At 71.4% G+C, this 13,496-nt stretch carries 15 protein-coding genes; 12 read left to right on the plus strand and 3 right to left on the minus strand.

Translation table 11 applies throughout. The features are described from left to right. The first annotated feature begins 5 nt into the window (after positions 1-5). From MTP13_RS08155 to MTP13_RS08185, 7 genes are all read left to right on the plus strand, one after another. A complete protein-coding gene (locus tag MTP13_RS08155; RefSeq protein WP_243570557.1) occupies positions 6-866 on the plus strand; it encodes a MurR/RpiR family transcriptional regulator in 861 nt (286 codons plus the stop codon). Positions 867-1,023: 157 nt separating this feature from the next. Then, positions 1,024-1,995, plus strand: coding sequence for a GNAT family N-acetyltransferase (locus MTP13_RS08160; RefSeq protein WP_243570558.1), 972 nt, complete (start codon positions 1,024-1,026; stop codon positions 1,993-1,995). Positions 1,996-2,028: 33 nt separating this feature from the next. After that, a complete protein-coding gene (locus MTP13_RS08165) occupies positions 2,029-2,721 on the plus strand; it encodes a PIG-L deacetylase family protein (protein ID WP_243570559.1) in 693 nt (230 codons plus the stop codon). A gap of 50 nt (positions 2,722-2,771) precedes the next feature. Then, a complete protein-coding gene (locus tag MTP13_RS08170; RefSeq protein ID WP_243570560.1) occupies positions 2,772-4,082 on the plus strand; it encodes an extracellular solute-binding protein in 1,311 nt (436 codons plus the stop codon). 59 nt (positions 4,083-4,141) lie between these two features. Further along, the gene (locus tag MTP13_RS08175) at positions 4,142-5,092 is read left to right on the plus strand and encodes a carbohydrate ABC transporter permease (RefSeq protein WP_243570561.1); all 951 of its coding nucleotides are present in this window, start codon (positions 4,142-4,144) and stop codon (positions 5,090-5,092) included. Beyond that, positions 5,089-5,982 carry a carbohydrate ABC transporter permease gene (locus MTP13_RS08180; protein ID WP_243570562.1) on the plus strand — a complete coding sequence of 298 codons (894 nt, stop codon included), beginning with the start codon at positions 5,089-5,091 and terminating at the stop codon, positions 5,980-5,982. Before MTP13_RS08175 ends, MTP13_RS08180 begins: the two co-directional genes overlap by 4 nt. Then, entirely contained in the window at positions 5,979-6,962 is a 984-nt protein-coding gene (locus tag MTP13_RS08185) for a BadF/BadG/BcrA/BcrD ATPase family protein (RefSeq protein ID WP_243570563.1), read from the plus strand. The genes MTP13_RS08180 and MTP13_RS08185 overlap by 4 nt, the downstream gene beginning before the upstream one ends. Positions 6,963-7,069: 107 nt before the next feature. Here MTP13_RS08185 and MTP13_RS08190 read toward each other — a convergent pair whose 3' ends face one another. Then, positions 7,070-7,642, minus strand: coding sequence for a MarR family winged helix-turn-helix transcriptional regulator (locus MTP13_RS08190; RefSeq protein ID WP_243570564.1), 573 nt, complete (start codon positions 7,640-7,642; stop codon positions 7,070-7,072). A 189-nt stretch (positions 7,643-7,831) separates the two neighbouring features. On the opposite strand from MTP13_RS08190, the gene MTP13_RS08195 reads away from it, so the two are divergent. Genes MTP13_RS08195 through MTP13_RS08210 form a run of 4 tightly spaced genes read left to right on the plus strand, consistent with a single transcriptional unit; the run spans position 7,832 to position 11,321 of the window. Next, a complete protein-coding gene (locus tag MTP13_RS08195; protein WP_243570565.1) occupies positions 7,832-8,692 on the plus strand; it encodes a transporter substrate-binding domain-containing protein in 861 nt (286 codons plus the stop codon). After that, positions 8,676-9,575: an amino acid ABC transporter permease gene (locus MTP13_RS08200; protein ID WP_243570566.1), complete on the plus strand. Its 900-nt coding sequence runs from the start codon at positions 8,676-8,678 to the stop codon at positions 9,573-9,575. Before MTP13_RS08195 ends, MTP13_RS08200 begins: the two co-directional genes overlap by 17 nt. Further along, positions 9,562-10,350 carry an amino acid ABC transporter ATP-binding protein gene (locus MTP13_RS08205; protein WP_279399771.1) on the plus strand — a complete coding sequence of 263 codons (789 nt, stop codon included), beginning with the start codon at positions 9,562-9,564 and terminating at the stop codon, positions 10,348-10,350. The genes MTP13_RS08200 and MTP13_RS08205 overlap by 14 nt, the downstream gene beginning before the upstream one ends. Positions 10,351-10,361: 11 nt before the next feature. After that, positions 10,362-11,321, plus strand: coding sequence for an aldo/keto reductase (locus tag MTP13_RS08210; RefSeq protein ID WP_243570567.1), 960 nt, complete (start codon positions 10,362-10,364; stop codon positions 11,319-11,321). A gap of 85 nt (positions 11,322-11,406) precedes the next feature. Here MTP13_RS08210 and MTP13_RS08215 read toward each other — a convergent pair whose 3' ends face one another. Then, the gene (locus MTP13_RS08215; RefSeq protein WP_243570568.1) at positions 11,407-12,267 is read right to left on the minus strand and encodes an SDR family oxidoreductase; all 861 of its coding nucleotides are present in this window, start codon (positions 12,265-12,267) and stop codon (positions 11,407-11,409) included. Between the two features lie 111 nt (positions 12,268-12,378). Between MTP13_RS08215 and MTP13_RS08220 the strand changes: the two genes are divergently transcribed. Next, the gene (locus MTP13_RS08220; protein WP_243570569.1) at positions 12,379-12,747 is read left to right on the plus strand and encodes a winged helix-turn-helix transcriptional regulator; all 369 of its coding nucleotides are present in this window, start codon (positions 12,379-12,381) and stop codon (positions 12,745-12,747) included. Positions 12,748-12,904: 157 nt separating this feature from the next. Here MTP13_RS08220 and MTP13_RS08225 read toward each other — a convergent pair whose 3' ends face one another. Beyond that, entirely contained in the window at positions 12,905-13,453 is a 549-nt protein-coding gene (locus MTP13_RS08225) for a TetR family transcriptional regulator (RefSeq protein ID WP_243570570.1), read from the minus strand. Between the last annotated feature and the right edge of the window lie 43 nt (positions 13,454-13,496).

The raw sequence follows: 13,496 nt of genomic DNA on the forward strand, positions 1-13,496 counted from the left end.
AACCAGTGAGCATCCAGTCGACGATCGACGCCGCCGCGGCCTCGCTCTCCCCGTCGCTCGCCCGCATCGCCGCGGTCGTCCGCGACAACCCGTCGATCGTGATCGACAACACGATCAACGAGCTCGCCGCGGCCTGCGACACCTCGGTCGCCTCGGTGGTGCGCTTCTGCCACGCGATCGGCTTCGCCGGCTACGCCCCGCTCCGGATGGCCCTCGCCACGGAGCTCGGACGGCAGTCCGCGCAGTTCGTCGGGCAGGCAGACTTCGGGGCCGACCTCGGCCGCGACGACACCCTGCCGCAGATGGCGGCGAAGCTCGCCTCGCTCGAGATCCTCGCGATCGAGGAGACGCTCGGCAACCTCGACTTCGCCGTGGCGGAGCGCGTGGTCGACGCCCTCGACGGGGCGTCCCGCATCCTGCTGTACGGCGTCGGCGCGAGCCAGTTCGTCGGCGAGGACCTCGGGCACAAGCTGCTCCGCCTCGGCCGCAACGCGGTCGTGCTCTCCGACCCGCACGAGGCCGTCGCGGCGGCGTCGCTGCAGATCCCCGGCACCGTCGCGATCGGCTTCTCGCACCTCGGCGAGACGGTGGAGTGCGTGCGCTTCCTCGAGGTCGCGGCGGAGAGCGGGGCGACGACGGTCGCGCTGACCGCGGTGAAGGACTCCGCGATCGCCCGCACGGCCGACCATGCGCTGTTCACCGCGGTGCGGGAGACGGCGTTCCGGGCCGGGGCGATGGTGAGCCGCATCGCGCAGCTCGCCGTGATCGACTGCCTCTTCGTGGGGGTCGCGCAGCGCCGCTACGACGAGACCGTCGAGGCGCTGCGCCGCACCCGCGAGGTCACCCGCGCGCTGCGCGGTCGCTGAGTCGCGTCCGGCGGGCGGATGGTGCGGCCGCGAGGGCCGTCGCCGGGCTTCGTTCATTGCGATCGTGTAAACCATCTCCAATCAGATCGACAGGAATGAAAATTCTTGCCATACTGATCGAGCCGGCGACGTTCGCCGGCGAGGAAGGACGACGACGTTGAGCACCCTCGACCAGGCGATCGAGATCCGGCCGTTCCGCTTCGGCGACGGCCGCGCGATCCCTGCGGCCTGGACCGCCGCAGCGCCCCGCGACGGCATGACCGAGGGGCGCTTCCGCGACCTCGTGCTGCTCGACCGCAACTTCGACGAGCGCGGGCTCTTCGTGGCCGAGCGCGCCGGGCGGGTCGTCGGCGCCGCCTACGCCGTCCGCCGTCGGGTCGCCCACCACGGCGCCGACCTCGAGCCGGACACCGGCTGGCTGCCCTTCTTCTTCGTCGTGCCCGGCGAACGGGGACGGGGCCTCGGCCGCGAGCTCGTCGGCCGCGCCCTCGGCTGGCTGCGCGACGAGGGCGCCCGCCGGGTCGTCTTCTCCGCCTACACCCCGAACTACGTGCTGCCCGGCCTCGACGCCGAACGCTACCCCGAGGCGTCCGCCCTGCTCGCCTCGCTCGGCTTCACCCGCATCGAGCACCCGAGCGCGATGGACCGCTCCCTCATCGGCTACGCGATGCCCGAGGACGTCCGCGAACGCGTCGACGCGCTCCGCGCCGAGGGCTGGACCCTGGACTCCCCGCAGAACGACGACCTCGTGCCGCTCATCCGCATCGCCGGCGACGCCTTCAACTCCGACTGGGCGCGCGCCATCCGCGAGGGCATCGTCGCCGGCATGCCGCTCGAGCGCATCATCATCGCGAAGAACCCCGCGGGCGAGGTGCTCGGCTGGGCCATGCACGGCACCTACGAATCCGTCATCGAGCGATTCGGCCCCTTCGGCGTGCTGCCGGAGAGCCGCGGCACGGGGCTCGGCAAGGTGCTGCTGCACCTCACGCTCGAGCGGATGACCGCCCTCGGCGCGCACAGCGCCTGGTTCCTCTGGGCCGACGAGGGCTCCACCGCCTCGGCGCTCTACGCGAAGACCGGCTTCGCCGCGACCCGCACCTTCGACATCCTCGCCGCCGAGCTCGCCTGAGCGGGCCGGCCACATCGCAACGAAAGGATCGACGTGAGCAGCACCGTCATCGCCGTCGGCGGCCACATCGGCGACATGGAACTCACCGCGGGCCCGACGCTCGCCAAGGTCGTGCTCGAGGGCGGCCGGGCGATCATCGTCGACTGCACCTACGGCGAGCGCGGCCACCCCGTGCTCGCGCCGAGCGTGTACCGCGAGCAGAAGCTCCGCGAGGGCCGCCACTTCGCCGACTCGATCGGGGCCGAGTTCGTGGCGCTCGACTACTCCGACGGCTTCCTGCCGGACTCCGAGGAGGTCGCCGAGCAGATCGCCGCGATCATCCGCGAGGCGAAGCCCGACATCCTGATCACCCACTGGCTGCACTCCATGCACCGCGACCACGAGCGCGCGGCGCAGGCCGCGCTCCGCGGCGCCTTCCTCGCCTCGATCCCCATCGAGAAGATCGAGGCCGAACGCCACTCGGTGCCGACGATCCTGCACGCCGAGAACTGGGAGGACATGGAGGGGTTCGACGCCGACACCTACTTCGAGATCCCCGAGGAGGCGTACCAGCGCTGGCGCACCGGCATCGACGAGCACGCCTTCGCGCGCGGCGAGACGTACGGCTTCCGCTTCATCGACTACTACTCGGCGCTCATGCAGGTGAAGGGATGCCTCGCCGGCGTCCCGCGCGCCGCGGCGTTCAAGTCCGCCGGCACCGAGAAGTTCGCACTCGCCGGGCCCTGAGCCCGCGACCGCCGCCATCAGCACCACCCCCGACAGAAATGAAGGAGACCATGAAGAAGTCAGTCCTTGCGACGGTGGGCCTCGGCCTGTCGCTCGCGCTCGGCCTCGCCGGATGCTCCGCCTCGACGGGCGATGCGGAAGGGGGAGCGCAGGAGCTCACCTTCCTCACCCACTGGGGTCCCGACCAGGTGAAGATGCTCGAGGCCGCCGGTGACGCGTTCACCGCCGACAACCCCGACATCACGATCAAGGTGCAGGCCGTGCCGTTCGGCAACCTGCTCTCGACGCTGCGCACCCAGGGCGCCTCGGCCGACGGCCCGGCCATCGTCGGCATCTACGACGCCTGGCTGCCGGAGCTCGTCCGCGACGGCCTCGCGGCGCAGACGCCCGACGACGTCGCCGCCGACGTCGAGGCGAACTGGCCCGCCGGCGTCGTCACGGCGGCCTCGCAGCAGGGCGCCGTCTACGGCATCCCGAACGAGATCGACCTCTACCAGCTGAACTACAACACGAAGCTGTTCGACGCCGCGGGCATCGCCGAGCCGCCCGCCGACTGGGACGCCCTCGTGAAGGACGCCGCCGCGCTCACCACCGGCGAGCAGCAGGGCATCGGATTCATCACGAACTGGAACTCCGGCGTGGTGCACCCCTTCCTGTCGCTGCTCGCCTCGAACGGCGGCTCCTTCCTGAACGAGGACGGCACGAAGTCCGCACTCGACAGCCCGGAGGCCCTCGAGACGGCGGAGCTGTACCAGCAGCTCGTCGACGCCGGCTCGACCGACCCGGCGAAGTCGCCGGCGAACGCGAACACCACCGGCCCGTACCTCGACGCCTTCGTCAACAACCAGACCGGCATGATCATCATGGCGAACTGGTGGGAGAGCGCGCTGAAGGACGGCATGGGCGACGGCTTCGCGAACGTCGCGACGGCGCCGATCCCCGTCGGCCCGAGCGGGACCGAGTCGTCCTCGATCTCGTACTCGTGGATGACGATGGTGAACGGCAAGGCGAGCGACGCCAAGCAGGCGGCCGCCTGGAAGTTCCTCAGCTACCTGAACGGGCCCGACTCGGGCGAGGCCGGCTCCTCGGCGATGGCCGACATCCTCGTCTCGATGGGGATCCTGCCGAGTCGCGCCTCCGACCTCGAGGCGCACCAGGCGCAGCTCGAGACGCCCTTCCTCACGTCGTACGTCGAGCAGCTCGCCCAGGCGACGCCGTTCCCGACCGTGCTCGGCGGCCCCGCGGCGACCGACGCCCTGCAGCGTCAGCTCGAGGCGCTGATCAACGGCCAGATCGACGCGAAGACGGCCATGGCGAACGCGGCGAAGGACGTCGACGCGGCGCTCGCGGCCGCGCAGTAGCAGTATTCGAGGTGGAGGCCGCCGCCCGGCGGCCCCCACCGTTCCCCCGAGAGGCCCGTGTGACCACCCTGCAGACCCCGCCCGCGACGGCGGGTGCCCCAGCGGCCGCGCCCCGCGCGAGCCGACCCGCCCGCAGACGACGCGGGCAGGGCCGCTGGTCGGCGCTGTTCCTCAGCCCCGCCCTGCTCATCATCGGCGTGTTCACGCTGATCCCGATGCTCATGACGGTGTGGATCAGCTTCCACCGATGGTCGATGTTCACCCCCATCACCGAGATGAGCTGGGTCGGCCTCGACAACTACGGCCGGCTGTTCGCGGACTCCGCGCGCGTGCAGGCGATCTGGAACACCGTCGCCTACGTCGGGCTCTCGGCGCTCATCACCGTGCCGCTCGCGCTGCTCGTCGCGCTGCTCCTCTACTTCCCGAAGATCAAGGGCAAGGGCGTCGTCCGCGTCATCCTGTTCGCGACGTACGTCATCCCGACGATCGCGATCGTCATCATCTGGGGCAACATCTACGCCCCCGGCTACGGCCCGCTGAGCGCGATGCTCGGCGCGGTCGGCATCCCCGCGCCGGGCTGGCTGAGCGATCCGAGCTGGGCGCTCGTCTCCCTCGTGATCTTCAACGTCTGGCAGATGCTCGGCTACTACGTCATCCTGCTCATCGCGGGGCTCACCCAGATCTCGGAGGAGCTCTACGAGGCGGCGAAGATCGACGGCGCCGGCATCGTGCGGCAGACCTGGTCGATCACGATCCCGCTGCTGCGGCCCTCGCTCGTGTTCGTCGCGCTGATGACGTTCATCAACTCGATCCAGGTGTTCGACCCGATCTACCTGCTCACCCAGGGCGGCCCCGCGAACTCCACCAACGTGGTGTCGTTCGAGATCCAGCGCACCGCATTCCAGTACGGCATGGCCGGCGAATCCTCGGCGCTCGCCGTGTCGCTGTTCATGATGATCGTGGTCGCCGGCGCGGTGCTCGGCATGGTCATGAAGGGACGCAAGCGATGACCGCCGTCACCGAGAAGCCGATCCCCGTCGAGCGGGCGCGCCCGGTGCCCGGCCGCCGCCGGCGGCGGAACCCCTGGACCACGGCGCTGCTCTACGCGCTGCTCGCCGTCGTCGTGCTCATCCCGCTGTTCCCGCTGTACTGGCTCGTCATCTCGGCGTTCAAGACGCCGGCGGAGTTCGCGCAGATCCCGCCGACGTGGTTCCCCGCCTCGCCGACGATCGACCCGACCGTCACCGCGCTCACCGAGGTGCCGTTCCTGCAGTCGATGATGAACAGCATCATCATCGCGGGCGGCTGCACGATCTCGGTGCTGGTGACGAGCATCTTCGCCGGCTACGTCTTCGCGAAGCACCACTTCCGCGGGCGCGACCTGCTGTTCTGGTCGGTCGTGGCGACGATGTTCCTGCCGCCGATCGTGACGCTCGTGCCGCTCTACTACCTCGTGTCGAGCATGGGGCTGAGCGACACCTACCTGGGCGTCATGCTGCCGTGGCTCGCGAACGCCTTCGGCATCTTCCTGATGCGGCAGTTCATCATGGACATCCCCGACGAGCTCATCGAGGCGGCACGGCTCGACGGCGCGGGGGAGTTCCGCATCGTCTGGCAGTTCGTCGTGCCGCTGCTGAAGCCCGCGATCGTGACCCTCGCGGTGTTCATGTTCGTGTACAGCTGGAACAACTTCCTCTGGCCGCTGTCGATCCTGCGCTCCGACGCGCTGTACCCCGTCGTGCTGACGCTGAACCGGCTGATGTCGTACACGATGAGCTTCGAGTACCAGAACGTGGTGCTCGCGGGCGCCCTCATCGCCTCGCTGCCCACCCTCATCGTGTTCATCGTGACCCAGCGGGTCTTCGTGCAGGGCATCGCGGCGAGCGGCATCAAGGGATGACCCCGGCGCCCGCCGGCTTCGTCGTCGGCATCGACATCGGCGGCACCGGCAGCCGCGCGGCGATCGCCCCGCTCGACGGCGCACCGCGATTCGAGCTGGACGGGCCCCGTGTCGCGGTCACCGCCGACGGCAGCACCGCCGGCGAGCTCGCGCGCGGCCTGCTCGCCGGCCTCCGTGAGGCGCGGCCGGCCGAGTTCGCCGCCGTCGTCGGTTGCGGGATCGGCGCGACGGGCCTCGCGAGCCTCGTCGCGGACCCCGCCGGTCTCGCCGTTTCGCTGCGGGCCGAGTTCGCGCCGCCTCGGCCCGCGGATGCCCCGGCGCCCGCCGTGGCCGTCGCGATCGACGCCGTCACCGCCCACCTCGGCGCGCTCGGCGGCGAGTCCGGCGCGATCATCGCCCTCGGCACTGGGGCGATCGCCTTCGGCTCCGACGGGCACGAGATCTGGCACCGCGTCGACGGCTGGGGCCATCTGCTCGGCGACCGCGGCGGCGGCGCCTGGATCGGGCGGCGCGCCCTCGAGGCCGCGCTCCTCGCGCACGACGGGGTGGATGCCTCGGGCAGCGCCCTGCTCGCAGCCGCACGGGCCCGCTTCGGCGAACCGGCCGGCTGGCCGGCGCAGCTCTACACCCGCGACGACCGGGCCGGGGTGCTCGCGGGCTTCGTGCCCGACGTCGTCGCGCTCGCCGCGGACGGCGACGGGGCCGCGCTCGCGATCGTGTCGGAGGCCGGGGCGGAGGCGGCGCGCAGCGCGGCCGCCGCGCTCGTGCCCGGGCTCGCGCCGCGGGTCGCCGCGACGGGCGGCCTGTTCGGCGCCGGCGGGGCGCTGGCCGAGCGGTTCCGGGAGACGCTCGCCGAGCTGCGACCGGATGCCGAGCTGCGCGCGCCGCTCGGCGACCCGCTCGACGGCGCGCTGCGGCTGGCCGAGCGGGCGGCACGGGGCGAGCTCGTCGCCCGCGCGCCGTCGCTCTGGCTCGCCTGAGCGTCGGCTCCGCCCATCCCCGCATGACGTCGGCTTCTGCGGGTGCCGCGGCTCGGTGGCCGGCAGATCATGACGTCGCGCCGGGCGTCCGCCGCTCGGAGCACGCGTCAGCTCCGGCGACGCGCCTCGCTGACGCTCGCGGCGAGGCGGGACAGGCCGCGCTTGATCGCCTCGGCCTCCTCGGGGTCGAGGTGCGCGTACCAGAACGACTCCCGCGCGTTGTAGTCGCGGTAGACCTCGTCGCAGGCCCGCTTGCCCTCCGCGGTGGCGGAGATGACGATGCTCCGGCCGTCCTCGGGGGACGGCGAACGGTCGACGAGCCCGTCGGCCTCGAGTCGCTTGAGCAGCGCCGAGACCGCCGCCCGGCTCATCCCGGTGAGCTCGGTGACGCGCAGCAGCGTGGACGGGCCCACCGTGGTGAGCACGAGCAGCACCCGCAGCGCGGCCGAGCTCATCCGTTGCTCGAGCTCGCCGCGGATGTCGTAGACGATCAGCTCGAACGCGCGATGCAGGGTCATGAAGAACTCGGCCGCCTCGAGATCGAGCCAGGGTCGCTGCTCGCCCGCGTGCTTCGCGAAGTGATCGACGAACGACCAGTAGTCCACCTCGCCGTCCGGTGCGGCGTCGAAGTCCGGTGACGGCGAGCGCCCCGCGGTGGGCTGTCCGTCGGGGCCGCTCACGAGCGGACCCCGTGCTGCGCTGCGGTCAGGATGCGCCCCTCTCCTCGGCTGGCTGACGGCCTGCGTCGCACGTCGGCGTGCAGGCGATTCCCCGATCATACCCAGTCGCGGACAATTTAGTTCACATATTGACTAACACGCTGAGGCGTGGGTATGGTCGCCTCACACCGCCTCTCGAAAGGACGAGCAATGAAGCTTTCCCCCCGTCGCTCCACTGCGCTCGGCGGCGCACTCGTCGCCGTCGCCCTCGGGCTCACCGGCTGCGCGCAACCGGCCGCCGACGCCTCCGATCCCCTCGCCGGCCTCCTCGCCGAGCCCGGCGTCCTGATCACCGCCGACAGCGGCAGCGTCAAGCCGCTGAAGTACACCGAGGGCGGCAGCGGCGAGATGAAGGGCGTCATCCCCGACCTCACCAGGGAGTACGCGAAGCGGCTCGGCCTCGAGGTCCGATTCGAGAAGGTCTCCTCCGACGCCGTCATCCCGGGCGTCCTCGCCAACCGCTACGACGTGGCGCTCGCCGCGGGCGACTTCGCCGAGCGGCGGAAGACCCTCGACTTCGTCGACGTCGTCGAGGGCGGCGTCGTGCTCGTGGTCCAGCTCGGCAACCCGGCGGGCGTCACCGGCCGCGACGACCTCTGCGGGCGCAGCCTCGCGATCGTCAAGGGCAGCATCCAGCAGGGCTACGCCGACGAGGAGCAGCAGGCGTGCTCCGCCGCGGGCAAGCCCGCCATCGACATCCAGGGCTACGCCGACGGCCCCACGGCGACGCTCGCGCTGCAGAGCGGCCGCGTCGACGTCGAGTGGTCCGACCTCGCCGTCGCCAATCAGCTGGTCAAGGACAGCCCCGAGGAGTTCGAGCTCGCCGGCGAACCGGAGCTCCTCGCCCCGTACGGGGTCGGGGTCCCGAAGGAGAAGCCGGAGCTCACCGAGGCGATCCACCGGGTGCTCGCCGAGATGAAGGCCGACGGCACCTACGACCGGATCCTCGCCGAGTGGGGGCAGGAGAGCCTCGCGCTCGAGGAGATCGAGATCAATGGCTCCGACTTCTGAGTCGACCGCGGCACCGGCGCCCGCCGTCGGTGCCGCGGCCGGTGCGCGGCGCGAATACCGCTTCGCGAGGCCGGTCCGCTGGAGCTGGTGGATCTCGGGCGCGATCTCCGTGCTCGTGCTCCTCGGCGTCGTCGACTTCCTCGTCAACGGGCGCAACTGGCAGTGGGACGTCGTGGCCGAGTACCTCTTCCACCCCGACATCCTGGTCGGCCTCGGCAACACGATCGTCCTGACGGTCACCTGCGCCATCACCGGCCTCCTCATGGGCGGCGTCGTCGCGTACCTGCGCATGTCGTCCAACCCGGTCTTCCGGGCGATCGGAGCGGTGTACATCTGGCTCATCCGGGCCATCCCCGCGCTCGTGCTGCTGCTCTTCATCTTCTTCCTCGCCGCGCTCCTGCCGCAGATCCCGATCGGGCTCCCCTTCCTGCCGCCGTTCGCGTCTCTGCCGACGAACACCCTCATCTCCCAGTCGACCGCCGCGATCCTGGGGCTCACCCTGATCCAGGGCGCGTACATCGGCGAGATCTACCGCGGCGGCATCCTCTCCGTGCCGCGAGGGCAGCTCGAGGCCGCGCGCTCGATGGGCATGACCCACTGGCAGGCGATGCGCCGCATCATCGCGCCGCAGTCGATCCGGGTGGTGATCCCGCCGCTCGGCAACGAGATGATCACCCTCTTCAAGAACACCTCCCTGGTGTTCGTCATCGGGTACACGGAGCTCCTCACCACCGTGCAGCTCATCTACGGCGAGACGTACCAGACCATCCCGCTGCTCGTCGTGGCGTGCATCTGGTACCTCGCGCTCACCAGCATCGCGATGCTCGGCCAGCGCCAGCTCGAGAAGCGATTCGGAAAGGGGTTCCGCGGTGTCGACGACTGAGACCGTGCGCGCACCGCTCGTTCGGGCGCGCGACGTCGAGAAGCGGTTCGGCGAGCACACGGTGCTCTCGGGCATCGACCTCGAACTGCAGGAGGGGCAGGTCATCAGCCTGCTCGGCCCCTCAGGTTCGGGCAAGAGCACCTTCCTGCGCTGCATCAACCTCCTCGAGCAGATCGACTCGGGGGAGATCCGCTACCGCGACGAGGTGCTCGGCTTCGAGCTGCGCGACGGCGTCTACCACCCGCTCGCCGAGAAGCGCAAGAGCCGGCAGCGCGTCCACTTCGGCATGGTCTTCCAGCAGTTCAACCTGTTCCCGCACCTGACCGCCCTCGAGAACGTCTGCGAGGGGCTCCGGGTCGTGCAGCGGCAATCGAGGGCGGAGGCCGAGGAGCGCGGGCGGTTCCTCCTGGACCGCGTCGGCCTCGCCGACAAAGCCGGGCAGTACCCGGCGATGCTCTCCGGCGGACAGCAGCAGCGGGTCGCGATCGCCAGGGCGCTCGCCCCGCGCCCGGCGGTGATGCTCTTCGACGAGCCGACCTCCGCCCTCGACCCCGAGCTCGTCGGCGAGGTGCTCGACGTCATGCGCGAGCTCGCCGACGCCGGGATGACGATGCTCATCGTCACCCACGAGATGAACTTCGCACGCGAGGTGAGCGACGCGGTGGCCCTGCTCGATCAGGGCCGGATCGTCGAGTTCGGCGCGCCCGAGCAGGTGCTCACCGACCCGCAGTCCGAGCGGGCGAAGGCCTTCGTCAACGCCATGAAGAGAAAGTGAACGATACGAACATGCGAACCATCGGCACCACCGGCATCGAGGTCAGCGAGCTCTCGCTCGGCTCCTGGAACACCTACTCGCGGCTCAGCTTCGAGGCGAACGTGGCGCTCGTCGACCACGCGTTCCGCAGCGGCATCCGCTTCTTCGACGTCGCCTACTACCGGGACAAGCCGCACACCGAGGTGCTCTTCGGGCGGATGCTGCAGGAGGCCTCGTTCGCGCGCGAGGACATCGTGCTCGCGGAGAAGGTCTGGTTCTTCGACTACCCGGAGCGCTCGCTCGCGGCGCAGCTGGACGCCTCGCTGCGCCGCCTCGCGGTCGAGCAGGTCGACGTGATCATCGTCGAGCACCCGCGCGAGGGCATGGACGTCGAGGCGCTCGCCGAGGAGGCGGCCGGGCTCGTCACCTCGGGCCGGGCGCGCGCCTGGGGCGGGCTGAACTGGCGGCCGGAGCTCATCCACCGCGCCTGGGCGCACTGCCGCGAGCGCGGGCTGCCGAAGCCCGAGCTGGTGCAGCTGAAGTACTCGCTCGTGCGGCAGAACGTGGTCGACGGGCCCGACTACGCGCGGGTGCTCGCCGAGACCGGCATCAGCGTGCACGCCTCGGACAGCCTCGAGGGCGGCATCCTGACCGGGACGCTCGCACCGGTGCGCAAGATCGGTCTCGACATCGGCGGCATCCGGGAGGAGATCCGCGCCCGGGTGCCCGCGATCCAGGCCGCCGCGGCGGAGCTCGGCGTGACGGCGGCCGAGTTCGCAATCGCCTTCGCGGTGTCGAAGCCCGAGGTGTGCTCCCTGCTGTTCGGCGCCACCCGGCCCGACCAGATCGACGCGAACCTCCGCGGCGTCGAGCTCGCGGCGACGCGCGGCGACGAGGTGCGCCGGCTCGCGGCCGGCCTCGGGATCGACGCGCACGAGATCGACCCGCCGTACGCGCACGCCGCGCCGCTGACCGACGAGTTCGTGGCCTGAGCGTTCGCGGACCGCGTTCCGCGTACCGCGAGGAGGGGCGGCGCCGAGCGGCGCCGCCCCTCCTCGGCTCGTTCGAGCGGCCGGCTCAGGCGGAGATCGCCTGGCGGAGCCCCTCGACGAGCGACGTCGTCGGTCGGCCGATGAGGCGCGCGAGGGTGCCGTCGGCGTTCGCGAGCACGCCGCGGCGGATGCCGTCGTCGATCCCCGCGACGAACCCGGCGGTGCCCGCGTCGAGGCCGGCGGCCTCGAGTGCGGCGACGTGCTCCTCGCTCGACACGGGCGTGTACACGACCTCGCGGCCCGTGAGCTCGGATGCCGCGGCGGCGAGCTCCTCGTAGCCCCAGGCGTGCTCGCCGCTGAAGTCGTAGACGGCGCCGAGGTGGCCGTCCTCGGTGAGCAGCACTGCGAGCCCGGCGGCGAGGTCGGCCCGGGTCGCACTCGCGACCGTGCCGTCGCCGACGCTCGCGACGATCGTGCCCGACTCGGCGGCCTGCTTCACGTCGCCGGCGTAGTTCTCGGTGTACCAGTTGTGCCGGGCGATGACGGCGGGCACGCCGGACGCGACGATCGCCTCCTCGGTCGCCTTGTGGTCGGGGGCGAGCACGAACTCGGCGGTGGTCGCGTTCGGCACGCTCGTGTACACGAGCTTCGCGACGCCCGCGGCATTCGCGGCGTCGATGACGTTGCGGTGTCCGACGGCGCGGGCGCCGGGGGCGCTGCCCGAGATGAGCAGCACGGTGTCGACGCCCTCGAGCGCGGCGGTGATGGTCTCGGGGCGGTCGTAGTCGAGCACGGCGGTGCGCACGCCGCGCTCCGCGGCGGACTGCAGCTTCGCGGTGTCGCGGGCGGTGGCGACGAGCTCGGCGGGGGCGACCCCGCGCTCGAGCAGCGCGTCGACGACGAGGCGGCCGAGCTGGCCGGAGGCGGCGGTGACGAGGATGGTCATGCGATGGTCCTTTCGGAAGCGCCGGCCCCTCCGGCGTCACCATGGGCCAACCGGATGCCTCGCCATCCGCATTCCTTCCGGAGGGTACCCACTTTCCGGTAAGGTACCCACATGCAGGTAAGTCTTGCGGATCCGCGCATCGAGCGCCCGAAGATCTTCACCCACGGCTGCCCGACTCGTGTCGTGCTCGACCACGTCATGAGCCGCTGGGGCGTGCTCGTGCTGCTCGCGCTGAGCGAGGGCACGCTGCGCTGGGGTGAGCTGCGCCGCGAGGTCGACGGCATCAGCGAGAAGATGCTCGCCTCGACGCTGCGCACGCTCGAGGCCGACGGCATCGTCGTGCGCACCTCCTATCCCGAGGTGCCGCCCCGCGTGGAGTACTCGCTCAGCCCCCTCGGCGACGAGCTCATGCAGCGCATGCTGCCCCTCGTCGGCTGGGTCGCCGAGCACGCCGAGGGCATCGTCGAGCGGCAGGCCTGACCCACCGCCCCTCCCGGCCACCGCCGCCCCCCCCGGGTCCTCTCCCGCCTCTCCTGGCCACCCCGTCCGCCACCGGTGCGACGTCACTATTTGCGGGTGCCGAGGCCCGCGCACCCACGAATACTGACGTCATGCGGGGTTTGGAGCTCGCGAACGCTCAGGAGGTGGCGAGCTCCCGATCGATGGCGCCGGCCATGAGCGCGCCGGGCTCGGAGAGCAGGCCGGGATCGATCCGCTGCGCTCCGGCGATGCCGAAGGCGATGAGCAGCAGGCGGCTCGCGGCGGCCGTGCGGTCGCCCGCACCGGGCAGGCGCGCGGCGAGGGAGCGTTCGAGCGCGCGGTAGCTCTCGGCGAAGGCCCCGGCGAAGCGTTCGTCGCTCTGGGCGTGGCGCCAGGCATCCGCCCATCGTGCGAGACCGGCCAGGTCGCCGTCGGCGAACGGGGCGAAGAACGCGTCCAACGCGGCGCGGCCCGGGGTGGGCGTCTCGAGCTCGTAGGCGGTGCGTTCGCGCTCGACGTAGGCGAGCCACGCCTCGGCCGCGAGCTCGGAGGTGCTCGCGAAGCGGTGGTGCACGAGTCCGGGGGAGGCGCCGGCCTCGGTCGCGACCGCGCGCGAGGTGACGGCGGCGAGGCCGTCGCGCTCGAGCACGCGAACGGCGGCGTGCAGCAACTCGCTGCGTCGTTCGTCGTGCGACAGGTAGCTCACCCTCGAATTGTACATGCGCCCAAAACTCCTCTAGCGTGATTTT

The organism is Agromyces soli (assembly GCF_022811605.1).
Taxonomy (GTDB): domain Bacteria; phylum Actinomycetota; class Actinomycetes; order Actinomycetales; family Microbacteriaceae; genus Agromyces; species Agromyces soli.